The 22,968-nt window shown below is 64.7% G+C and carries 20 protein-coding genes; 14 read left to right on the top strand and 6 right to left on the bottom strand.

Annotated elements, in window-relative coordinates; translation table 11 throughout:
- Positions 1-12 precede the first annotated feature (12 nt).
- From argC to rplM, 3 genes are all read right to left on the bottom strand, one after another.
- Positions 13-1,050, bottom strand: a complete 1,038-nt coding sequence (gene argC, locus F2P44_RS22910; protein WP_167089677.1) for an N-acetyl-gamma-glutamyl-phosphate reductase — start codon at positions 1,048-1,050, stop codon at positions 13-15.
- Between the two features lie 586 nt (positions 1,051-1,636).
- The gene (rpsI, locus tag F2P44_RS22905; protein WP_054266290.1) at positions 1,637-2,029 is read right to left on the bottom strand and encodes a 30S ribosomal protein S9; all 393 of its coding nucleotides are present in this window, start codon (positions 2,027-2,029) and stop codon (positions 1,637-1,639) included.
- 9 nt (positions 2,030-2,038) lie between these two features.
- On the bottom strand, positions 2,039-2,473 hold the full coding sequence (gene rplM, locus F2P44_RS22900) for a 50S ribosomal protein L13 (protein WP_054266289.1): 435 nt from the start codon (positions 2,471-2,473) through the stop codon (positions 2,039-2,041).
- Positions 2,474-2,801: 328 nt separating this feature from the next.
- Between rplM and F2P44_RS22895 the strand changes: the two genes are divergently transcribed.
- From F2P44_RS22895 to F2P44_RS22880, 4 genes are all read left to right on the top strand, one after another.
- Complete coding sequence (locus F2P44_RS22895; RefSeq protein WP_370662739.1) at positions 2,802-4,241, top strand: alpha/beta hydrolase; 1,440 nt, start codon at positions 2,802-2,804, stop codon at positions 4,239-4,241.
- Positions 4,242-4,257: 16 nt separating this feature from the next.
- Positions 4,258-4,989, top strand: a complete 732-nt coding sequence (locus F2P44_RS22890; protein ID WP_167089673.1) for an ABC transporter ATP-binding protein — start codon at positions 4,258-4,260, stop codon at positions 4,987-4,989.
- Positions 4,986-6,170, top strand: coding sequence for an ABC transporter permease (locus F2P44_RS22885; RefSeq protein ID WP_167089671.1), 1,185 nt, complete (start codon positions 4,986-4,988; stop codon positions 6,168-6,170). Before F2P44_RS22890 ends, F2P44_RS22885 begins: the two co-directional genes overlap by 4 nt.
- 63 nt (positions 6,171-6,233) lie before the next feature.
- Complete coding sequence (locus tag F2P44_RS22880) at positions 6,234-6,656, top strand: OsmC family protein (RefSeq protein ID WP_099874279.1); 423 nt, start codon at positions 6,234-6,236, stop codon at positions 6,654-6,656.
- A gap of 122 nt (positions 6,657-6,778) precedes the next feature.
- On the opposite strand, the gene coq7 is transcribed toward F2P44_RS22880, so the two are convergent.
- Both coq7 and F2P44_RS22870 read right to left on the bottom strand, forming a co-directional pair.
- Positions 6,779-7,423: a 2-polyprenyl-3-methyl-6-methoxy-1,4-benzoquinone monooxygenase gene (coq7, locus tag F2P44_RS22875; protein WP_167089669.1), complete on the bottom strand. Its 645-nt coding sequence runs from the start codon at positions 7,421-7,423 to the stop codon at positions 6,779-6,781.
- 30 nt (positions 7,424-7,453) lie between these two features.
- Complete coding sequence (locus F2P44_RS22870) at positions 7,454-7,942, bottom strand: hypothetical protein (RefSeq protein ID WP_229423695.1); 489 nt, start codon at positions 7,940-7,942, stop codon at positions 7,454-7,456.
- Positions 7,943-8,041: 99 nt separating this feature from the next.
- On the opposite strand from F2P44_RS22870, the gene F2P44_RS22865 reads away from it, so the two are divergent.
- From F2P44_RS22865 to F2P44_RS22820, 10 genes are all read left to right on the top strand, one after another.
- On the top strand, positions 8,042-8,821 hold the full coding sequence (locus F2P44_RS22865) for an ABC transporter ATP-binding protein (protein ID WP_167089667.1): 780 nt from the start codon (positions 8,042-8,044) through the stop codon (positions 8,819-8,821).
- A gap of 3 nt (positions 8,822-8,824) precedes the next feature.
- Entirely contained in the window at positions 8,825-10,021 is a 1,197-nt protein-coding gene (locus F2P44_RS22860) for an ABC transporter permease (protein WP_167089665.1), read from the top strand.
- 426 nt (positions 10,022-10,447) lie between these two features.
- Positions 10,448-11,338: an ABC transporter ATP-binding protein gene (locus tag F2P44_RS22855; RefSeq protein WP_167089663.1), complete on the top strand. Its 891-nt coding sequence runs from the start codon at positions 10,448-10,450 to the stop codon at positions 11,336-11,338.
- A gap of 11 nt (positions 11,339-11,349) precedes the next feature.
- Positions 11,350-14,916, top strand: a complete 3,567-nt coding sequence (locus F2P44_RS22850; RefSeq protein ID WP_167089661.1) for an ABC transporter permease/M1 family aminopeptidase — start codon at positions 11,350-11,352, stop codon at positions 14,914-14,916.
- A 203-nt stretch (positions 14,917-15,119) separates the two neighbouring features.
- Positions 15,120-18,578, top strand: a complete 3,459-nt coding sequence (locus F2P44_RS22845) for a response regulator (RefSeq protein WP_167089659.1) — start codon at positions 15,120-15,122, stop codon at positions 18,576-18,578.
- Positions 18,578-19,405 (top strand): CheR family methyltransferase, encoded by an 828-nt coding sequence (locus F2P44_RS22840; RefSeq protein ID WP_167089657.1) that lies wholly within the window; start codon positions 18,578-18,580, stop codon positions 19,403-19,405. Before F2P44_RS22845 ends, F2P44_RS22840 begins: the two co-directional genes overlap by 1 nt.
- A complete protein-coding gene (locus F2P44_RS22835) occupies positions 19,402-20,004 on the top strand; it encodes a chemotaxis protein CheB (RefSeq protein WP_167089655.1) in 603 nt (200 codons plus the stop codon). Before F2P44_RS22840 ends, F2P44_RS22835 begins: the two co-directional genes overlap by 4 nt.
- A complete protein-coding gene (locus F2P44_RS22830; RefSeq protein ID WP_167089653.1) occupies positions 20,001-21,179 on the top strand; it encodes a hybrid sensor histidine kinase/response regulator in 1,179 nt (392 codons plus the stop codon). Before F2P44_RS22835 ends, F2P44_RS22830 begins: the two co-directional genes overlap by 4 nt.
- Positions 21,176-21,865, top strand: coding sequence for a hypothetical protein (locus F2P44_RS22825; RefSeq protein WP_167089651.1), 690 nt, complete (start codon positions 21,176-21,178; stop codon positions 21,863-21,865). Before F2P44_RS22830 ends, F2P44_RS22825 begins: the two co-directional genes overlap by 4 nt.
- Complete coding sequence (locus tag F2P44_RS22820; protein ID WP_167089649.1) at positions 21,862-22,356, top strand: hypothetical protein; 495 nt, start codon at positions 21,862-21,864, stop codon at positions 22,354-22,356. The genes F2P44_RS22825 and F2P44_RS22820 overlap by 4 nt, the downstream gene beginning before the upstream one ends.
- Here F2P44_RS22820 and F2P44_RS22815 read toward each other — a convergent pair.
- Positions 22,353-22,961 carry a TetR/AcrR family transcriptional regulator gene (locus F2P44_RS22815; protein ID WP_167089647.1) on the bottom strand — a complete coding sequence of 203 codons (609 nt, stop codon included), beginning with the start codon at positions 22,959-22,961 and terminating at the stop codon, positions 22,353-22,355. The genes F2P44_RS22820 and F2P44_RS22815 overlap by 4 nt on opposite strands.
- Positions 22,962-22,968 lie beyond the last annotated feature (7 nt).

The raw sequence follows: 22,968 nt of genomic DNA, 5'->3' as shown, positions 1-22,968 counted from the left end.
TATTGTAATGCCTTACGGCAGCAGCGCGACCTGCTGCAAGCCCAGCGTTTCGTCCAGGCCGAACATCAGGTTCATGCACTGGATCGCCTGGCCGGAAGCGCCCTTGACCAGATTATCCTGGACCACCAGGATGACCAAGGTATTGCCGTTGTCCGGACGATGCAGCGCCAGGCGCAACATGTTCGAGCCGCGCGTCGAACGGGTTTCCGGATGCGAGCCGAACGGCATTACATCGACGAAAGCCGCGTCCTTGTAGGTGCTCTCGAACAATTCCTGCAACGCCTCGTTGCTGATCTCGGTGGTCAGGCGCGCGTACAGGGTCGAATGCATGCCGCGGATCATCGGCACCAGGTGCGGCGTGAAGATCAGGCGTACCGGCAAGCCGGTGAAACGCTGCAGCTGAGCCACGGTTTCCGGGGTGTGGCGGTGGCCGGACACGCCGTAAGCCTTGAAATTGTCGCTCGACTCGGAGAACAGGGTCCCGATTTCCGCCTTGCGGCCGGCGCCCGACACGCCCGACTTGGCGTCCGCGATCAGGGCGCTGGCATCGATCAGGTTCGCCTTGAGCAGCGGCACGAAACCCAGCTGCATCGTGGTCGGATAGCAACCCGGATTAGCGATCAGGCGCGCATTCTTGACGGCTTCGCGGTTCAGCTCCGGCAAGCCGTAGACGGCCTCTTCCAGCAGGTCCGGGCAAGTGTGCGGAATCTTGTACCACTGCTCGAAGGTCGCCTGGTCTTTCAGGCGAAAATCGGCGGCCAGGTCGATGACCTTGACGCCGGCGGCCAGCAGCGCGGGCGCCTGGGCCATGGCCACGCCGTGCGGGGTGGCGAAGAAGACCACATCGCACTTGCTCAGGTCGACCTTGTCGGGGGCGGAAAACGCCAGGTTGACCTTGCCGCGCAGCGAAGGAAACATATCCGCGACAGGCAAGCCATCTTCCTTGCGCGAGGTAATCGCGGTCAGCTCCACATCAGGGTGGACCGACAGCAGTCGCAGCAATTCCACGCCCGTGTAACCCGTACCGCCGACGATGCCAACTTTGATCATATCTATTCCTTGAGAGTAAATGGTGGGGCCTGGCCCGAAAGATGGTGATTCTAACAGCGCAAGCAAAACGCTGCGCAGCGCTACCGAACCCCAAAAACCGCCACACCGGGGTCTGACCTCTGATTAGCAACATCTTTGACGATTGCAATTTGTTGCACAACCGGGGTCAGAGCTCTGACTAGCAACATTTGGGGAAATCCGGGCTCGCACATCGGCGGATGCTGCCTCACCACGGCGAAGTTAGGCACGTTTGTCCGGACATGCGCGATTGTCGGCCGTCAGCAGCAAGGTCGCTCACCGATTCAGTGCGAGTCGGCAATTAATTGCGAATCAGAGCTCTGACCCCGGTTGTCGGAGGTCAGACCCCGGTTGTCACCGGTTGTCAGCGCGTTTGTCCGGACATGCGCGATTGTCGGCCGTCAGCAGCAAGGTCGCTCACCAATTCAGTGCGAGTCGGCAATTAATTGCGAATCAGAGCTCTGACCCCGGTTGTCAGCGGCTGGGAAACAAAAACAAAAAAGCCGCCTGACTTCGCAGTCGGCGGCTTTTTTGAGAGCGGCGCACCGAAGTGCGCGCTGGAGGCGAATTAACGCTTCGAGAATTGCTTTGCGCGACGTGCTTTGCGCAGACCAACTTTTTTACGCTCGACTTCACGTGCATCGCGGGTAACGAAACCGGCACGTGCCAGGTCGCCCTTCAACGATGCGTCGTAGTCGATCAGTGCACGGGTGATGCCGTGACGGACCGCGCCAGCCTGGCCGGACTCGCCACCACCGTGAACGTTGACCTTGATGTCGAAACGCTCGACATTGCCGGTCAGTTCCAGCGGTTGACGGATGACCATCAGGCCCGTTTCGCGCGAGAAGTAGTCAGCGGCTGGTTTGCCGTTAACGATGATCTGGCCAGTGCCAACTTTGATGAAGACGCGAGCGACTGCACTCTTGCGACGGCCGGTGCCGTAATTGTAGTTACCGATCATGTCAGCTCCTTACTTGAACAGCACGAGTGCTGTAGGTTGCTGGGCAGCGTGCGGGTGGGAACCTTCCGCGTACACTTTGAGCTTCTTGATCATGGCGTAGCCAAGCGGGCCTTTAGGCAGCATGCCCTTGACCGCTTTTTCAAGCGCGCGACCAGGAAAACGCTCTTGCATTTTCTTGAAGTTGGTTTCGTAGATACCACCTGGGTAGCCCGAGTGACGGTAGTACGTCTTCTCGGTTGCCTTGGTACCGGTCACGCGCAGTTTACCTGCGTTGATCACGACGATGAAATCGCCCGTGTCGACGTGCGGAGTGAATTCGGGTTTGTGTTTGCCGCGCAACCGGAGTGCCACTTCGCTGGCAACACGTCCGAGGATCAGATCCGTCGCGTCAACCACGAACCAATCGCGCTGGACTTCATGTCCCTTAGCGGAAAAAGTTTTCATGTTGACTTCCTAAATATAAAACTTATTAAATCGCTCAAATGGTGGTTCCGCTTGGACTGCCCGCGGACTCTGCCTTATTGTCTTTTCCTGAGCAAACGGAAAGCCGGCTACTATAGCGTACTCGCCATGGCCGAGTCAAGCCCTTCCACGCCTGTTGCGGCGGTAGCGAAATGACATCGGCACATTCTCTAGAGAAATCGCAAACGCCGGCGCCATGCCCCATCCTAGACTGCACCACAGTGCCTGTTTCATTAACCGAAAAAAACTTTCTTGACCCCGGAAACAGTGTCAATCTACTATGCCTGAGCACTTATCGTCGGGAGACCTCGTGACATTGACCTATCGCCTTGCCGCTTCACTGCTCTCCTTGCTGGCGGCGCTGGCCGCGCCCTGCCTGGCCGGCGCGGCCCCGGCCAGCCGCACCTGCCACCTGCCCGGTTCCGAAGAAGGCTTGCGCTGCAGCACACTGGCCGTGCCTCTCGATTACCGCCAGCCGACCGGCCCGACCCTGGCGCTGCACATCACCGTGGCGCCGGCCTTCCGCGAATCGGCGCGCCCCGATCCCCTGTTCGTGCTGGCGGGCGGCCCCGGCCAGGCCGGCAGCGATGTGCTGCCGGTGCTGAACGCCATGTTCCGGCGCACCCGCGCCACGCGCGACATCGTGTTCATCGACCAGCGCGGCACCGGCCTCTCTGGCAAGCTCGACTGTGATGACACCACCTTGCCCGACAACCTCAACGACGACGAGCAGATGGCCGCCGTGCGCGCCTGCCTGGCCGGCGTCAGCCAGCCGCTGTCGGCCTACACCACCGAACACGCCGCGCGCGATATCGAACAGGTGCGCCTGGCGCTCGGCTACCAGACGATTAACGTGTGGGGGGCCTCGTACGGCACCCGCCTCGGCCAGGCGTACGCGCGCGCCTTTCCGCACGCGGTGCGCAGCCTGGTGCTCGATGGCGTGGCCGCGCCCGACCAGGTCATCCCGGCCGGCGGGCGCGACGGCCAGGCAGCGCTCGAAGCCCTGTTCCGCCAATGCACGGCCGACGCCGACTGCAACAAGGCTTACCCCGCGCTGCGCGCCGAGTTCGACGGCTTGCTGGCCAAGGTCAGCGCCGCTCCGGTGCCGCTGACCCTGTCCAATCCGCGCACCGCCGAGCCCTTGCAGATGAACCTGACCAAGGAGCGCTTCCTGAGCACCGTGCACAATGTGCTGTATTCGGCGCTGGACGCACGCCGCCTGCCGTTCCTGATCCACAGCGCCCATCTGGGTCGCTGGGCGCCGTTTGTAGCGCGCCGCAACGTCGCCACCGACCTGGCGGGCGAAGGCGGTACCGCGCTGGTGCTGCACATGGCCGTGATCTGTGCCGAGGATTATCCACGCATGACGCCGCAATTGCTGGCCGAGGATGCCCGCAATTCCTTCCTCGGCGGTGGCCGCGTGGGGCAATTGATCGCGCTGTGCAAGTCGATCAAGGTCCCGGCGGTCGTCTGGCGCGCGCCCAGCCCGATCCTGGCGCCGGCCTTGCTGCTGTCGGGCGCGCTCGATCCGGTGACGCCCCCGCGCCGCGCCGAGGCCGCCGCGCGCCACATTCCCAAGGCCCAGCACTTGGTGGTGGCCAACGCCGGCCACGGCATTTCCGCGCTCGGCTGCGCGCCGCGCCTGCTGCGCGAATTTCTCGACGCGCCGCAGAAACCAGTGATCGCCCATTGCCTGAATGACATTCCGGCCGCCAACTTCCAGATCGGCAGCGCCGGTCCGCATCCTTGAATAGCCCGAGGCCACGATGATTGTAGTAAACGATGTACGCAAACAGTTCGGCACCTTGCAAGCGCTGGGCGGCGTCAGCTTCACGGCCGCCGACGGCCAGATCACGGCCCTGCTCGGTCCGAACGGGGCCGGCAAGACCACCCTGCTGCGCCTGCTGGTCGGCTTGCTCAAGCGCGACCAGGGCAGCATCAGCATCGGCGGCATCGACCCGGCCATCGATCCGATGGCGGTGCGCAAGGATATCGGCTTCCTGACCGACCAGTTCGGCCTGTACGAGCGCCTGAGCACGCGCGAATACCTGGCCTATTTCGGCGAGCTGAACGGCATGAGCATGGCCACGGTGCAGCGCCGCATCGATGAAGTGGCCGACCTGCTGGCCATGCAAGACATCCTGGAGCGGCGCGCCAAGGGCTTTTCGCAAGGCCAGCGCATCAAGGTCGCGCTGGCGCGCACCCTGCTGCACAAGCCGCGCCACCTGCTGCTCGACGAACCGAGCCGCGGGCTGGACGTGATGAGCACGCGCGCCCTGCGCACCGCCCTCACCGCCCTGCGGCGCGACGGCTGCTGCGTGATCATGGCCACCCACGTGATGCAGGAAGTGACGCACCTGTGCGACGACGTGATCGTCATCGCCAAGGGCCATACCGTGGCCCAGGGTTCGCCCCAGGAACTGTGCCGGCGCACCGGCATCGCCAATCTCGAAGACGCCTTCGTCAGCCTGGTCGGCGAAGAAGGAATCGCAGCATGAAGCCGGCCTTCCTGGTCGTTTTTCTCAAGGAATTCAAGGAAACGCTGCGCGACCGGCGCGCCCTGGTGCTGCTGGCCCTGTTCACCTTGATGTACCCGCTCATGCTCGGCTACATGCTCAACCAGCAGATCGGACGCGCCACCCGCTCCGAGCGCGAAGGCATGGAACTGGCCGTGGTCAATGCCGCCCAGGCGCCCAACCTGATGGCCCAGCTCAAGCAAAAGAACATCACCATCGTGCCGATGGGCGAGATGAAGGAAGACGCCATCGCCGAGCTGCTGCGCGGACGCAAGGTGGTGGCCCTGCTGCGCCTCGATCCCAAGTTTGGCGAACACTACCAGGCCATGCGGCCGGCCGGCATCGAGCTGTGGTACGACTCGGCCAGCGACAACAGCCAGCGCCAGCGCGACGTCGAAGAGGTCCTGCATAGCTACAGTTCGAACATCAGCAGCGCGCGCCTGCTGGCGCACGGGGTCTCGCCGGCCACCATGGCGCCGGTGCGCCTGCAGCGTTTCGATACCGGCAGCACGGCGGCACGCTCGGCCGGCCTGATCGGCGCCATTCTCGGCTTTCTGTTTTTCCCCGCGTTTATTTGCGGCTTGTCGGCGGCGGTCGACAGCACCGCCGGCGAACGCGAGCGGCGCTCGCTCGAAGTGCTGATGGCCCAGCCGGCAAGTCCGTGGTCGCTGATCACTGGCAAGTGGCTGGCGGCCGGCTCGCTGGCCGTGATCGGCATCACGCTGGAACTGGCGCTGGCCCATGCCGTGCTGTCCTGGCTGCCGCTGGAAGAAATCGGCATGAGCTGGCGCCTTACCTCGGCCCAGCTGGCCCTGGTGTGCGTGGCCACCATTCCGCTGTCGCTGTTCGCGGCCGGCCTGCACATCGCGCTGGCGATGAATGCCAAATCGTTCAAGGAAGCCCAGAGCATGCTCAGCATGGTGATCCTGGTGCCGATGCTGCCGGGGGTGGCGGTGTCGGTGCTGGACCTGAAGACGGCGACCTGGATGTATGTGGTGCCGATGCTGTCGAACCAGACCCTCTTGCGCGAACTGGCCAAGGGCCAGGACCTGGGCGCGCTGCCGTTCGTGCTGACCTTTCTCAGTTCGATGCTGCCGGCCCTGGCGGCGGTGGCGTTCGCCAGCTGGCGCATGAAGAGCGAGCGCTACGTGCTGTCGGTGTAGCTGCCGCCAGCGCGGGCGCGCGGGCTCCATTACAATAGGCCGACACAATCATCGGAGAATGCAATGGAAGTCACAGTCAGCTGGAACGGTCCCTCGGGCATGAGTTTTCGGGCGCAGACAGGGTCGGGCCACATGGTCAGCATGGATGGCGCGCCCGAAGGCGGCGGCCACAACCTGGCGCCGCGGCCGATGGAAATGGTACTGCTCGGTACCGGCGGATGCACGGCCTATGACGTGGTGCTCATTCTCAAGCGCGGCCGCGAGGATGTGCGCGGCTGCGACGTGAGCCTGAAGGCCGAGCGCGCGGAAACCGATCCCAAGGTGTTTACCAAGATCCATTTTCACTTCACTGTGACGGGGAAGAACCTGAAGCCGGGCGCGGTGGAGCGCGCGGTGAGCCTGTCGCACGACAAATACTGCTCAGCGTCGATCATGCTGGCCAAGATGGCCGAGATCACGCATTCGTTCGAGATTATCGAAGGGTAAAGCCGCGTCGTCCCCGCGCCAAGGCGGCACTCGGCGCGGGGAGTCGTTTCTGCCAGTGGCAGGAACGACGGCAACGGAGTGACGGTAAACGGCGAGTGCCAGCGGCAGCGCTTACGGCAGCATCAAACGTAATACGCGGTCGTCGTCATCACCTTGGCCATCGCACTCATCACGCCGCGCACCGGCAGCGGCACTTCCACCGCGCCCAGCGCCTGTGCCGCCGCCCCGTGCGCGATCTCGTCGAGCCGCATCTGGTCCACGATCGCGCGCGATTTGCTATCCTGCACCGGCAGCAAATCGAGGTGGCTGTTCAGATGCGCCTCCACCTGGCGCTCGGTCTCGACCACAAACCCCAGGCTGCGCGCATCGCCCAGCTGCGCCGCCACCGTGCCCAGCGCGTACGCCCCCGCATACCACAAGGGATTAAGCAAACTCGGCCGCGAACCCAGCTCGGCCAGCCGCTGGGCCGTCCACGCCAGGTGATCCTCTTCCTCGCGCCCGGCCTCGGCGAACTGCTGCCGCATCTCCTCGGTCCGGGCAAAGCGCGATTGCGAGTTGTACAGCGCCTGCGCGCACACTTCGCCCACGTGGTTGACCCGCATCAGGCCGGCGCTGTGGCGCTGTTCGGCTTCGTCGAGCTGGCCGTCATCGGCATGCGCCGCCGGGGTCGGCCGCGATGCCGATGCCACGCCCGCGATCACGCGCAGGGCCTTGTCCATGCTGACGATCAGCTGGTCGAGTGGATTGATGGATCGTTGTGCTGGCATACGCGCTGTCCCGGTAGCGATAAAACGCCATTATAGGACGTCCGGCCCGGGCGGGTCGCCCGCTGCCCGCATGGCCGCCGCGCCGTCGTCCGTGCCCCCGGCCGTGGCCAAGGCCGTCTGGCGTTCGATCCAGTCGAGCAGCGGACCGGCGACATCGATGCCGGAAATGTTTTTCGCCACCCCCAGGTTCAGCTGCAGCAAAAATGGAATGGTGTCGGACGGCACATCCGGGCAATGTTCGGTGAACGCGGCGATGAAGCGCGGCGCGGACACCACCGGCACCACTTTCGCCCCGCTCATGAACTGCAGCACGCTGGTGATCGTGTGCCCCTTGCCGATGGTATGGTAGATGAACTGGTTGAAGGCGCGGTCGACCTTCTTGAAATCGATGGTGTCGGACGTCATCAGCCCGGCCAGGTAGTACAGGCCGAGGGTGACGCGGAAGTACGCGGTCCATTCGGCCGCATTGCGCCCGCTGCCGGCGACGGCGAGTACTTTTTCTTTGATGGCACTGTCCATGGACCCATTATCCACATTTCCGGCCCGCTGTGGCGGCCTGCCGTGCTTGCGGCCGTGAATTTGTGCGTGCTACCCACACGCTTTGAGAGAAGGAACCCGATGATCGAGGTGAAACACCTGGCCAAGCGCTTCGCCGCGACGGTGCACAAGGAGCGGCGCGCCCGCCAGCGCGACGTGCGCGAGAGCGATGGCTGGTTCCATGCAGTGCGCGATGTCAGTTTTTCCTGCGCGCCTGGCGAAGTGCTGGGCCTGCTGGGACCGAACGGCGCCGGCAAGACCACCACCCTGCGCATTCTCTCGACCGCGCTGCGTCCGGACGCCGGCAGCGCCTTCATCGACGATATCGATATCGTGGCCGCCCCGATCCGGGCGCGCCAGCGGGTCGGCTTCCTGTCCGGCTCGACCGGCCTGTACGGGCGCCTGAGCGCGCGCGAGAACGTCGAGTATTTCGGGCGCCTGCACGGCATGGCCCCGGCCCGCCTCAAGCAGCGCTGCGACGACCTGTTCGAGCAGCTCGACATGCACGCCTACGCCCACAAGCGCGCCGACGACCTGTCGACCGGCATGAAGCAGAAGTGCGCCATCGCGCGCACCGTCGTGCACGAGCCGCAGGTGGTGATCCTGGACGAACCGACCACTGGGCTCGATGTGATGTCGGCGCGCGTGCTGCTCGAATTCATCGCCAGCTACAAGGCCCTGCGCATTCCCCTGATTTTCTCGACCCACCATCTGCACGAGGTCGACAAGCTGTGCGACCGGGTCTGCATCATCAACCGCGGCCGCAGCGCCTTCAATGGCAGCGTCGCCGAGCTGCGCGAGCTGGGCGGCAGCCACGACCTGTACGACGCCTTCGTGCACGTCATCAATCAGGAAGGCTGAGCCATGTGGACCGTGTATCTCAAGGAATTGCTGGAACTGCTGCGCGACCGCAAGACCTTCATCTTTACCCTGCTGCTGCCGATCATCGCCATGCCGATGATCTTCGGCGGCCTGGGCTACCTGTCCTCGACCATTTTCAAGAAAGCCCAGCACAAGGAGCTGACCTACGCCCTGTTCGGCAAGGACAACGCGCCCGGGCTGAGCGAGCGCTTCGCGCGCGAGAAAGGCTTGCGCGAGGTGGCGCTGGCCGATGAAGGCGCGATCAAGGCCGCCATCGACGCCGACCGCATCCATTTTGCCATCGTCATTCCGCCCGGATTCGAACAAGCGATGGCGGCGCACCGCCAGACGCGCGTCACGCTGCACTACAACAATGCGGTGGCGCTGGACATGACCCACAAGCGGGTGGCGGCCGTGATCGACGCGCATAACGGCGCGCTGCGCGAGCAAGCCTTGTCGGCCATGAACATGAGCCGCGCCGAGCTGCGCTTTGCCCTCAATCCGATCGAGCTGGAAGAATTGTCGACCGCCGGCACGCGCGAGCGCATGGGGGCTTTGGTGGGGGGATTTTTGCCCTACATTTTGCTGATGGTATGCCTGATGGCGGCCATGTACCCGGCGATTGACCTGGGCGCCGGCGAGAAGGAGCGCGGCACGCTCGAAACCTTGCTGCTGGCGCCAATTTCGCGCACCGCGCTGGTGCTGGCCAAGTTCCTGGTGCTGTTTACCGTGGGCCTGACCTCGGCGCTGCTGATGGTGGCCAGCATGGGTTTGCTGCTGGCCTTGTTCGGCGGCTCGTTCGAAGGCGGCCTGGCCCAGATGGTGCGCGCAATCGGCGCCCGCGACCTGGCCATGGTGGCGCTGATGCTGGTGCCGACGGCCGCCATCTTCGCCTCGATCCTGCTGTCGATTTCGATTTACGCCAAGAGCTACAAGGAAGCGTCGGGCATGATTTCGCCGCTGATGATGCTGCTGATCGTGCCGATTGTCGTGGCCATGCTGCCCGGGGTAGAGCTGAACTGGTTCTGGTCGATGGTGCCGCTGACAAATGTCTCGCTGGCGATGAAGGAACTGGTGAAGGGGACCATGGATTACCGCATGTTTTCGGCCATTTTGCTGTCCACCACCCTGATCGCCGGGGCGCTGCTGGCGTGGTGCAGGTGGTGGTTCAACCGGGAGGATGTGTTGTTTCGGAGTTAAGGTTGACTGCTCACCTCGACATCGTCGCAGCCGCCGTTGAACCGCTATCAGTATCACCAACGTCGCAGGCCTCACCACCGTCGCAGGCCTCACCACCGTCGCCCCCGCGCAGGCGGGGGCCCAAGTTGTCAGCTCAGTCGTCGGCTGCGGAGCGAACTTGGCGGGAACGCATGCGTTCCCGCCTGCGCGGGGGCGACGGCGGAGCGGGCAGCGGGCAGCGGGCGGCGGTTGGCGGGCGATGGCGGAGCGGGCGGCAGGCGATGGAGGCCACTCATCTACTCCCCTATTTGTGCAATCTGAGCACGTCAAATTGCGGTACGTCGCAACAGGCGGCCGTGGCGCGGTCAAATTTTATACAATGCAACTCTAGAAGTGCGCCCGGCTACCCGCCAAACGTACGTACTGCGACCGTATCAGGAGTCAGGCATGGAATTACGCATCAGGAATTTATCCAAGACCTATGCCAATGGCGTAGTTGCCTTGGATAAAGTTACCCTCACCATCCCCAGCGGGATGTTCGGCCTGCTCGGCCCGAACGGGGCGGGCAAGTCGACCCTGATGCGCACCCTCGCCACCTTGCAGGAGTGCGACGCTGGTTCAGTCTTCTTCGGCGACCTCGACGTGCTCGACGACAAGGACGACATCCGCCGCCTGCTCGGCTACCTGCCCCAGGACTTCGGCCTGTACCCCAAGGTCACCGCCTACGAACTGCTCGACCATTTTGCCGTGCTCAAGGGCTTGTCGCATCGCGGCCGGCGCCGCGAAGTGGTCGACGGCCTATTGCAGCAAACCAATCTGTTCGAAGTGCGCAACCAGCGCCTCGGCACCTTTTCGGGCGGCATGCGCCAGCGCTTCGGCATCGCCCAGGCCCTGCTGGGCGACCCGCAACTGATCATCGTCGATGAACCGACCGCCGGCCTCGACCCGCAGGAACGGGTGCGCTTCCACAACCTGCTGTCCGACATCGGCGACGACAAGACGGTTGTGCTGTCGACCCACATCGTGTCGGACGTGTCCGATCTGTGCGCCAACATGGCCATCATCAACAAGGGCCACGTGCTGCTGTGCGGCGAGCCGCAAAAGCTGATCGACGATATCGACGGCCACATCTGGGCGCGTTTCGTCGCCAAGCACGAGCTGGCCCATTTCCAGAAAGAGCACGCGGTGATCTCGACCCGCCTGCTGACCGGCCGCACCCTGATCCACGTGTACTCCGAACAAGATCCTGGCGATGGCTTCGAGCCGGCCGCCGGCGACCTCGAAGATGTCTACTTCGCCACCATCGCCGGACGCCACGTCGCGGCCAGCAACTGCTGAAGGTGGCCTCCATGTTGGCAATCGCCCTGTTTGAAGCGCGCCAGCGGCTCAAGCTACTCTCGACCTGGGTCTACTTCGGCATGTTCTTCGCGCTGGCCATGCTGTGGATGGCGGCCGCCGGCGGCGTGTTCAAGGATGCCTACGTCACCTTCGGCGGGCGCCTGTTCATCAACTCCCCGCGCTCGATTGCGCTGACGGTGGCCTTCCTCGGCTGCCTGGGCGTGGTGGTGATGGCCGCCATGATGGGGCGCTCGGTGCAGCAGGATTTTGAATACGATATGCACCATTTCTTCTTCAGCGCGCCGATCGCCAAGCACGACTATGTGTTCGGGCGCTTTCTCGGCGCCGCGCTGACCCTGGCGGTGGTGTTTTCCAGCATCGTGCTGGGCGCCTGGCTGGGCACCTACATCCCCGGCATCGAAGCCGACCGCCTGGGCCCGTCCGGGGCCTGGATGTACCTGTGGCCCTACCTGCTCCTGACCCTGCCCAACATCGTCATCTTCGGCGCGATTTTCTTCGTGCTGGCGGCCCTGACGCGGCGCATGCTGCCGGTGTACGTAGCTAGCGTGGTGATGATGATCGGCTACATCGTGGCGCCCTCGCTGGCGCGCGACCTCGACTACAAGACCCTGGCCGCGCTGATCGATCCCTTCGGCACCACCGCCCTGATCCGCATCACCGAATACTGGACCATCGCCGAGCGCAACGGCCGCGCCATTCCCTTCGACGGCGTGGTTCTGTACAACCGCGTCCTGTGGTGCGGCTTCGCGCTGGTGGTGCTGATGCTCGGCTACTGGCGCTTCCAGTTCAGCGCCAGCGCCGCCAGCCGCCCGGCCGGACGCGCCGAGGGCGACGTCCCGCAACAACTGTCGCACAGCGCCATCGATTCCCAGGAAACGCCGGATTTCCTGCGCCGCAGCCTGGCCCTGCTGCTGTTCAGGTCGACCTGGCTCAACTGGCGCGAATCGGTCAAGGATGTCTACTTCGCCGTGATCGCCCTGGCCGGCGTACTGGCCGTGTTCGGCGCCTCGCTCAAGCTCGGTTCCATGTACGGCACCAATACCTATCCGGTCACCTACCAGGTGCTTGAACTGATCAGCGAGGCCTTCGCGCTGTTCATGCTGGTCGTGACCACCTTTTACGCGGGCGAACTGGTCTGGCGCGAACGCGAAGCGCGCGTGGGCCAGATGCTCGACGCCTTGCCGCTGCCGAGCTGGCTGCCGATGCTGGCCAAGCTGTTTGCCCTGATCGGCCTGCAAGTGCTGATGCTGGTGCTGGTGATGATCGCCGGCATGCTGATCCAGCTGTTCCGCGGCTACTTCGCCATCGATGTCGGCCTGTACCTGCAAACCCTGTTCCTGATCCACCTGCCCCAGTACGCGCTGGTGGCGGTGCTGGCAATCGCGCTGCAAGTGCTGATCAACCACAAGTACCTGGCCTACTTCGCGATGATCGTGTATTACTTCGCCACGCTCACCTTCAGTTCGCTCGGCCTCGACCATCCGATGCTGCTGTACGGCACCTCGCCCTCCTTCATGTATTCCGACATGAACGGCTACGGCCACTTCCTGGTGCGCGAACGCTGGTTCGAGCTGTACTGGGCCGGCGCGGCGCTGATGCTGATGGTCGCGTCGCTGGTGTTCTGGCCGCGCGGCTGCAACGCCGAACTGGGCAGCCGCATCCAGCTGGCGCGCCGCAACCTGAGCCTGCCGGTCATGGCCACCTTCGCGGCCGGGCTGGCGATCTTCGCCGGCAGCGGCGCCCTGCTCTACTACAACCTGCACATCGAAGGCGACTACCAGACCGCGTGGCAGAAGGACCGCACGCGCGCCGAGTACGAGCTGCGCTACAAGAAATACGCGGCGCTGGCGCAGCCGCGCGTGAGCGGCGTCGACCTGAAAGTGGCGATCGTGCCCGAACAGCGCCGCCTGACCGTCACCGGCGTCTACCAGCTCGACAACAAGGGCACGGCCCCGATCACCCAGGTATTCATCAGCCAGGACCGGCTGGCCAGCCTCAAGGTGCGCTTCGGCCAGAAAATCACGCCCCTGGTCAGCGACCGCGAGCACGGCTTCTATGGCTACCAGCTGAGCACACCGTTGCCGCCGGGACAAAGCATGCCGCTCGAATTCGACGTGGAATTCGAGGCGCGCGGCGTGCTCGGACTGGAATCGGACACCCCGGTGCTGAGCAACGGCAGCTTCTTCAACAATGGCCAGTTGCCGCGCATCGGCTACCAGCCGGCGCTCGAACTGGAAAACGACCGCGACCGCAGGCGCCACGGCCTGGCGCCGCATGCGCCGCTGCGCTCGCCCATTGACCCGGCCGGACAGGCGAATAATGCGCTCAGCGTGGACGCCGACTGGATCAACTTCAATGCCGTCATCAGCACCAGTCCGGACCAGCTGGCGATTGCCCCCGGCACCCTGGAAAAGGAATGGATGTCGGCCGGACGGCGCTACTTCCATTACCGCATGGACAAGCCGATCCTGAATTTCTACGCCTTCCAGTCGGCCCGCTACGAAGTGCGGCACGACCGCTGGCAGGATGTGATGATCGACGTGTATTACCATCCGGGCCACGACTTCAACGTCGAGCGCATGATCCGCGGAGTCAAGGCCGCCCTGGAATACAACTCGAAGCATTTCAGCCCTTACCAGCACAAGGTGCTGCGCGTGGTCGAGTTTCCGCGCTACGACGCGTACGCGCAATCGTTTCCCGGCACGGTGCCGTTTTCGGAGAGCATCGGCTTCATCGCGCGGGTCGACGACAACAATCCCAAGGATATCGATTACCCCTTCTACGTGGCGGCCCATGAAGTGGCGCACCAGTGGTGGGGCCACCAGCTGGTAGGGTCGAACACGCGCGGCAGCACGGTGCTGAGCGAAACCCTGTCCGAATATGCGGCCCTGATGGTGATGAAGCAGCAGGTCGGCCCGGAGCGCATGCGCCGCTTCCTGCGCTACAACCTGGACAAGTATCTGATGGGACGGGCGCTGGAAACCAAGTACGAGCTGCCGCTGGCGCTGAACGAAAACCAGGGCTACATCCACTATCGCAAGGGTGCGCTGGCCATGTACTGGCTGCAGGACGTGCTGGGCGAGGACAAGATCAACACCGTGCTGCACGAGCTGCTGACGCGCCACGCCTTCCACGGCGCGCCGTATCCGAGCGTGCTGGTGCTGACCGATGCCTTGCGCCTCGCCACGCCGCCCGAACATGCCTACCTGATCGACGACCTGTTCGAGCACATCGTCCTGTACGAGAACCGGGCCACGTCGGCCATGGCGACCAGGCGCGCGGATGGCAAATATGAGGTGACGCTGCGCGCCAGCAGCGTCAAAATGCGTGCGGGAAAATTGGGCGACGAGACGGAAGTTCCCTTGAAAGACGTGATCGAGTTCGGCGTCGACGACAAGGATGGCAAGCCGCTGCTGCGCGAGCGGCGCGTTGTCGACAGCAATACCATGAGCGTGACGATGGTGGTGAGCGCGCGACCATACAAGGCCGGGATCGATCCGGACAACAAGCTGATCGACCGCAAGCCGGGAGACAATATGATCGAGGTGGAGCAGTAGGGCAGCGTGGGGCGGGAGACATGGGATGGCGTAGCGCACAGCGCAACGCTGTCCCCGCACGGCTGATGCTGGCCTCTAGACGCCAGTCGACCCTGAACTGCACCCGGGAACGGTGCCCTAACACTTATACAAGGTCCGCCCCGAATCTTGCGCGGCAAATATTTCTTTTCGTATAAACTTCCACCTTTTACGTGGAAGATCGCATGCCCAGCGCCAAAACGATGGATCAGACAGGATTTCGCCGCATCCTCGCCCGCAACGTCGCGTTACCGCTGGCAATCGGCGTGGGCAGTGCGCTCATTTTCGTGGCCGTCATCACTTACCTGCTGTCGGTGCTGAGCATGGTGGAACACAGCGAAAAGGTGATCGGCCATGCCAACGAAGCGGCCAAGCTGTCGGTCGACCAGGAATCCGGCCTGCGCGGCTATCTTCTGAGCAATGACGAGGCTTTTCTCGCCCCCTATACGCTCTCAAAAGGCAAAACCTCCGCGACCATGGAAGCGCTGACCAAGCTGGTGTCGGACAACCCACCCCAGGTCGAGCGCCTGCGCCAGATCATGGCGATGCAGGAGCAGTGGAACATTTACGCCAACAACGCCATCGCGCTGCGGCGCGCCAATAATGATGTCATCACGCTGGTACGCAGCGGGCGCGGCAGGGTCGCCTTCGACGAAATCCGCACCACCTTCAACGAGTTTCTCGCGGTCGAACAGCGCCTGCTGCAACAGCGTAACGAGTCGGCCCAAAGCGTCACGCGCTGGGGCGTCGGCCTGTACCTGCTGGTCAGCCTGCTGCTATCGGGCCTGCTGGCCTATTTCGGCCGCCGCGAACTGGTGCACCTGTCGGGGGTATTCGGCGACGCCATCGACCAGCACCGCACCCACGGCGAAGCGCTGGAACGCCAGGCCTGGCAGCGCAGCGGCCAGACCCAGCTGGCCGAACGCAGCATCGGCCACAACAGTCTTTCCAGCCTCGGCCGCGCCGCGCTCGACTTCATGGCCGAATACACCGGCGCGGCTGTCGCCGCCCTGTACGCGCGCGACGAAGACGGCAGCCTGCGCCGCATCGCCGGTTACGGCATGAGCCGCGAAGAAGCCGAGCGCGAAGTGCGCTTCAACGGCGCCGACACCCTGGTCGGCCAGGCGCTGCTGTCCAAACGCCCTATCGTGCTGGGCAACCTGCCCGACCATTACCTGAAGGTCAGCTCCGGCATCGGCAGCGGCAGCCCGCGCCACCTGGTCCTGATCCCGGTCGACAATGACGGCGTGGCCAACGGCGTCATCGAATTGGGCTTCCTGAACGAACCGCGCAAGCGCGACCTGGAATTCCTGGAACTGGTCGCGCCGAACATCGGCCGCGCCATCGAAGCGGCCCTGGCGCGCCGCCGCCTGCACGATGCGCTGGCCGAAACCCAGCAGCTCAACGAAGAACTCCAGGTGCAGCAGGAAGAGCTGCGCACCGCCAACGAGGAACTCGAAGAACAATCGCGCGTGCTGGAAGAATCACAGACCATCCTGGAAAACCAGAAGGCGGAACTGGAGCAGACCAACGAACGCCTGGCCGAACAGGCCAATGCGCTCGATGAAAAAAACAGCGCCCTGGGCGTGATCCAGCACGAGCTGGAAGAGCGCGCCCTCGACCTGCAGCGCGCCAGCAAATACAAATCCGAGTTCCTGGCCAATATGTCGCACGAACTGCGCACGCCCCTGAACAGCTCCCTGATCCTGTCCAAGCTGCTGTCCGAGAACGCCAGGGGCAACCTCGAACCGGAGCAGATCCAGTTCGCCAACACCATCTACGCGGCCGGCAACGACCTGCTCAACCTGATCAACGATATCCTCGACATCTCCAAGGTCGAAGCGGGCAAGCTCGAACTGTCGCCCGAAGACATCGCCCTGTCCGAGCTGGCCGACACCATGCGCCACACCTTCGGGCCGCTGGCCGGCCAGAAACAGCTCACCTTCACCTGCGCCGTGGAAGCGGGCGCTCCGCTCACGCTGCACAGCGACGGCCAGCGCCTGCAGCAAATTCTCAGGAACCTGCTGTCGAACGCGATCAAGTTTACCGATGCCGGCCAGGTCTCGCTGACCATCGAAGCGCGCCCGGACGGCAAGCTGGCCTTCGTCGTGCGCGACTCGGGCATCGGCATCGCGCCCGACCAGCACGCGATCATCTTCGAGGCGTTCCGCCAGGCCGATGGCACCACCAGCCGGCGCTACGGCGGCACGGGCCTGGGCCTGTCGATCTCGCGCGACCTGGCGGCCCTGCTGGGCGGCTCGATCGCGATTGCCAGCGCGCCCGGCAAGGGCAGCACCTTTACCCTGCTGATGCCGGCCATGCTGCCGGCCGGCACCCCGGGCCTGCCCGTCTCCGCCGCACCGGAAGCCCCGCGCGCTACCCTGGCGCCACCGCCAGCGCCTGCATCTGTCCTGCGCGCGCCGGTGTTTGCCGACGACCGCGGCCACGACGTGGCGACCGGCCGCAGCGTGCTGGTGATCGAAGACGACGCCGCGTTCGCGCGCATCCTGTTCGACCTGGCGCACGAAATGCACTACCGCTGCCTGGTCGCGCACAGCGCCGCCGACGGCCTGCAGGCCGCCAACGACTTCCTGCCCGACGCCATCCTGCTCGACCTTGGCCTGCCCGACGGCTCGGGCCTGGACGTGCTGCAAAAGCTCAAGGACAATCCGCGCGCGCGCCACATCCCGGTGCATATCGTCTCGGCCAACGACCGCGCCGAGGCCGCCCTGCAACTGGGCGCGATCGGCTACGTGATCAAGCCGGCCACGCGCGACCGCCTCAAGCAGGTATTCCGCACGCTCGAAGGCAAATTCACCCAGAAGCTCAAACGCGTGCTGCTGGTCGAAGACGACGAGCGCCAGCGCCAGAGCGTGGTCCAGCTGATCGACGACGCCGACGTCGAGATCACTGCGGTGGCCAGCGGCGGCGAAGCCATTGCGCTGCTGCAGGCCAGCGTCTACGATTGCATGATCATCGACCTGAAACTGCCCGACATGCAGGGCCACGAACTGCTGCGCAAGATGGCGGCCGAGGAAATCGTCTCGTTCCCGCCGGTGATCGTCTACACCGGGCGCAACCTGACCCGTACCGAGGAAGCCGAGCTGCTGAAATATTCGCGCTCGATCATCATCAAGGGCGCGCGCTCGCCCGAGCGCCTGCTCGACGAAGTGACCCTGTTCCTGCACAAGGTCGAGTCGCAGATGTCGGCCGAGCGCCAGAGCATGCTCAAGACGGTGCGCAGCCGCGACCGCGTGTTCGACGGACGCCGCATCCTGCTGGTGGACGACGACGTGCGCAACATCTTCTCGCTCACCAGCGCGCTGGAACAGAAAGGCATCACGGTCGAAGTGGGCCGCAACGGCTTCGAGGCGCTCGAACGGCTCGACCAGATCCCCGACATGGACTTGGTGCTGATGGACGTGATGATGCCCGGGATGGATGGCCTGGAAGCGACGCGCCGCCTGCGCGCCGACCCGCGCTTCGCCAAGCTGCCGGTGATCGCCATCACGGCCAAGGCCATGAAGGACGACCAGGAACAGTGCATGAAAGCCGGCGCGTCGGACTACCTGGCCAAGCCGATCGACCTTGACCGCCTGTACTCCCTGCTGCGCGTCTGGCTGCCGAGCATGGAGCGGCTCTGATGAATGCACCGGACAGCATCAGCATCGAGCTGCGCCTGCTGATGGAGGCGATCTACCTGAAATACAGCTACGACTTCCGCGACTACTCGGGAGCCTCGCAAAAGCGCCGCGTACTGCATGCGCTGCACCAGATGGATTGCGCCAGCATCTCCGAGCTGCAATCGCGCGTGCTGCACGACCCGGACGCCTTCATGCAGCTGCTGCAGTACCTGACGATTCCGACCAGCGAGATGTTCCGCGACCCCTCGTACTTCCAGGCGCTGCGCGAGCACGTGATGCCGCACCTCTCCACCTACCCGTCGCTGAAGATCTGGATCGCCGGCTGCAGCACCGGCGAGGAAATCTACTCGATGGCGATATTGCTCAAGGAAGAAGGGCTGCTGGAACGCTCGATCATCTACGCCACCGACATCAACCCGCATTCGCTCGACCGCGCGCGCAAGGGCGTGTTCGCGCTCGAGCGCATGCGCGCCTACACCGCCAGCTACCAGATGGCGGGCGGCCGGGCCGCCTTTTCCGACTACTACACGGCCGCCTACGACGGCGCCCTGTTCGACCGCAGCCTGGTGGACAATGTCATCTTCGCCGACCATAGCCTGGCGACCGATAGCGTGTTCTCCGAAACCCATCTAATCAGCTGCCGCAACGTGATGATCTACTTTAACCGCAAGCTGCAGGACCGCGCGCTTGGCCTGTTCCACGAATCCCTGTGCTACCGCGGCTTTCTTGGCCTGGGCAGCAAGGAAAGCCTCGATTTCTCGGCGCATGCCGACGCCTTTGAACCGCTGGTCAAGGCCGAGCGCGTGTTTCGCAAGGTGGCGCCATGAGCGCCGTCCATGACGCACTGCTGGCCGGGCGCAGGATCGACGCCGTGGTGATCGGCGCCTCGGCCGGCGGCATCGACGCCCTGCTGCGCCTTTTGCCGGCGCTGCCACGGCAATTCGGCTTTTCGGTGACCGTGGTGCTGCACCTGCCGGACGACCGCGACAGCCGCCTGGCCGAAGTCTTCCAGCAGCGACTGGCGATGCCGGTGCGCCAGGCCGACGACAAGATGCCGCTGGAAGCGGGCAGCGTCTATTTCGCCCCGCCCGGCTACCACCTGTCGATCGAACGCGACTTCAGTTTTTCGCTGAGCCAGGAAGACCCGGTGCATTTTTCGCGCCCCGCCATCGATGTGTTGATGGAGTCCGCCGCCGACGCCTACGGCAAGCGCCTGGCCGGCATCCTGCTCACCGGCGCCAGCGCCGATGGCGCCGCCGGCATGGCGCGCATTGCCGCCTGCGGCGGCCTGACCGTGGTGCAGGACCCGCTCGACGCCGAGATTGCGACCATGCCCCTGGCCGCGATCCGGCTGCGCGCACCAGACGCGGTGCTGTCCGTGCCCGCCATCGGCGCGCTGATGGCCGCGATGAAGGAGATCCAATGACGAGCGACCAACAAAAAATCAAGCTCCTGATCGTCGACGACCTGCCCGAGAACCTGCTCGCGCTGAGCAAGATCATCGAACAGGATGACCGCATCGTCTACCAGGCCAGTTCGGGCGAGGCGGCGCTGTCGCTGCTGCTCGAACACGACTTCGCACTGGCCATCCTGGACGTCATGATGCCGGGGATGGACGGCATCGAACTGGCGGAACTGATGCGCGGCACCGAGCGCACGCGCAACGTGCCGATCGTGTTCGTCAGCGCGGCCGGGCGCGAACTCAATTACGCCTTCAAGGGCTACGAGACGGGCGCCGTCGATTTCCTCTACAAGCCGCTCGACATCGCGGCCGTCAAGAGCAAGGTGAATGTGTTCGTGGCCCTGTGCCAGCAGCGCAATGAGGTCAAGCGCCAGGTGGCCGAACTGGAAGAGAGCCGGCGCGAGCTGCGCGCCACCCAGGTCGAACTGGAACGCTCGCTCAAGATGCGCGACGACTTCATGTCGATGGTCGCGCACGAACTGCGCACGCCGCTCAACACCCTGTTCCTGGAAACCCAGCTGCGCGGCATGCAGCTCGACAAGGGCAACATGGCCGTCTTCAACGAAGAGAACATGCGCAAGATGGTGGCGCGCGACGGCCGCCAGATCCAGAGCATGATCCGGCTGATTAACGACATGGTCGACGTGTCGCGCATCCGCAGCGGCAAGCTGTCGATCCGCCCGGCCGAAACCGAGCTGTCGGCGCTGCTGGCGCGCATCGTCAGCGACCTGGCGCAGCGCACCGAGGCGGCCGGCTGCACCGTCGAGCTGCATGCGCCGGAGCCGGTGGCGGGTGTGTGGGATGAGTTCCGGGTCGAGCAGATCATCATCAACCTGCTTACCAACGCGCTGCGCTACGGCGGCAGCAAACCTGTGAAAATCAGCCTGGACGCGCGCGACGGCTACGCCATCATCGTGGTGCGCGACCAGGGCGTGGGCATCGCGCCGGAAGACCAGCTGCGCATCTTCGCCCCATTCGAGCGGGCCGGCACCAAGGACGTGCGCGAGGGCCTCGGCCTTGGCCTGTACATCGCGCGCCAGCTGGCCGAGTCGCACGACGGCACGCTCGATGTCGACAGCGCGCCGAACCAGGGTGCGGCCTTCCGCCTTACCCTGCCGCTCTGCGGATCGCACGCATGAACGGGCGCCGTCTCGTCCTGCGTGGGGTTGGCGCCGTGGCGCTGCTGGCCTGTGTCGGCCGCGCCGCTGCGTGCATCAAGCCGCACCTTGGCCAGCATGGCATGGTGCTGTTTGGCGGCGCCGATGGCTTGTATGCTTCGCACCTGCCAATGCTGCATGCGCCGCACGACCGCCAGGTGATCCTGCAAATCCGGCTGGCCGACATGGCACTCGATGCGGCGCTGCGGCGCCGTCTCGATGGAAAGACAGCGCTGTGGACCATCGCCCCCGAAAATTTCGACCTGGACCGGCTCGCACCCGACAGCGATGACCCGCTACGCGCCTTCAAGGCCGACCTGGTGCAGGGCCACTTCGAGCGCGGCGGCACCACCCGCCACACAGCCGCGACGGTGCTGGTCGAGAAGGTGCTGGCGTTCCGTCCCCTGCTGTCCGTCTTCGCGGCCAGCGCCACGGCACGCTACTTGCAAGTGGGCGGCGGCGGCACGCGCTTCCTGGTCAAGCAGATCGACAGCCGCCCCGACTTCGACCATATCGTCGCGTTCCGCACGCGCCCGGGTGCGCCTGCCGATCCGGTCGAGGTGCCGAAAAAGGCGCTTGAACAAACCCCTGCCGCCGCCCTGGCGCGTCAGTTGGGTGGAGCGCGCGTCCTCGGCACCATCTATTTCGACAAGGCCGACCTGGCATGACGGTGCCCCTTCAATACCACGGCCTGTGGCGGCGCGAAGGCATCTGGCGCAGCGACGGCAGCAGCGACACCACGACGCAGGTGCTGTGGTTCCAGTCGGCGCGCTGGCACATCGACTCGCGCGGCTTTGCCGGCAGCACCGTGGTGGAAGGTGCACGCTGCGAATGGCATCCCGAGATTGCCTTCCCCGCGCTCGGCCCCGGTATCGATGCGGGAACGATGCGCTTTGACGGCGTGGACAAGGTCGAAGAAACCGGCATCGACGGCAGCTACCGCGAACTGTGGGTGCGCATCGACGCCGGCCCGGTGCGCGCGCAGCGGCTCCAGCGCGACGGTGGCGCGCTGGCCTGGCTGATCACCGGCGCCGAGTGGATGGCGTGGGCGCACGGCCATCCCGGCGGCATGGCGCAGTTCAGCATCGCCCGGGGCGAGACGGCGGCGCTGCCGCCGGAGGCCGGAAGCGGCTGGCACGTGAGCGCCACCGACGGCTAGGCCGGCGGCTCGGCGTCGATAAAGCGGCGCACCAGTTGCGCGGCCATTGGCGCCGCGTACCCGATCGGCATGCTGGCCTGGGCCGCGCTGGCCAGCTGGAAGGTCCCCTCCATCATGGCCAGCAAGGCGGCGGCCAGCGCGTGCACGTTGCCGGTGCTTCTCCCCTGCGCGGCCAGGCTGGCCGCAAGCAGTTCGCGCAGCAGCGCCAGCTCGGTATCGATCGCGTGCTGGTAGGCGGCGCGTACCTCGGGCTGGCGCACGGCTTCGGCACCGATCACCACCCAGGCCGCGACCGCGCCCGCATCGGCGCCCTCACCCAAACCAAGACGCGCATCGATGTAGGCATTCAAACGCTGGTCGGCATTGACCGCGTTCTGCGCGAACGCAAGGTAGCGCTGCTGCGCCGCTGCGGCGAGCGCCTTCACCAGCGCCAGCAAGATATCGGCTTTGCTGTGAAAATGGTAGTGCAGCAGGCCCGGAGTCAGTCCCGCGCGGCGGGCGATCAGCACAATGGTGGCCTTGTCGTAGCCATGCTCGGCCATCGTGTCCAGCAAGGCTTGCACGATCTGCGCGCGGCGCTGTTCCGAATTGGGCTTCCTCGACATGCGTGCA

The organism is Massilia frigida (genome assembly GCF_011682175.1).
Lineage (GTDB): Bacteria > Pseudomonadota > Gammaproteobacteria > Burkholderiales > Burkholderiaceae_D > Telluria_A > Telluria_A frigida.
The sequence above is the reverse complement of the archived record's forward strand: the minus strand, read 5'-3'. Positions and strand labels throughout refer to the sequence as shown.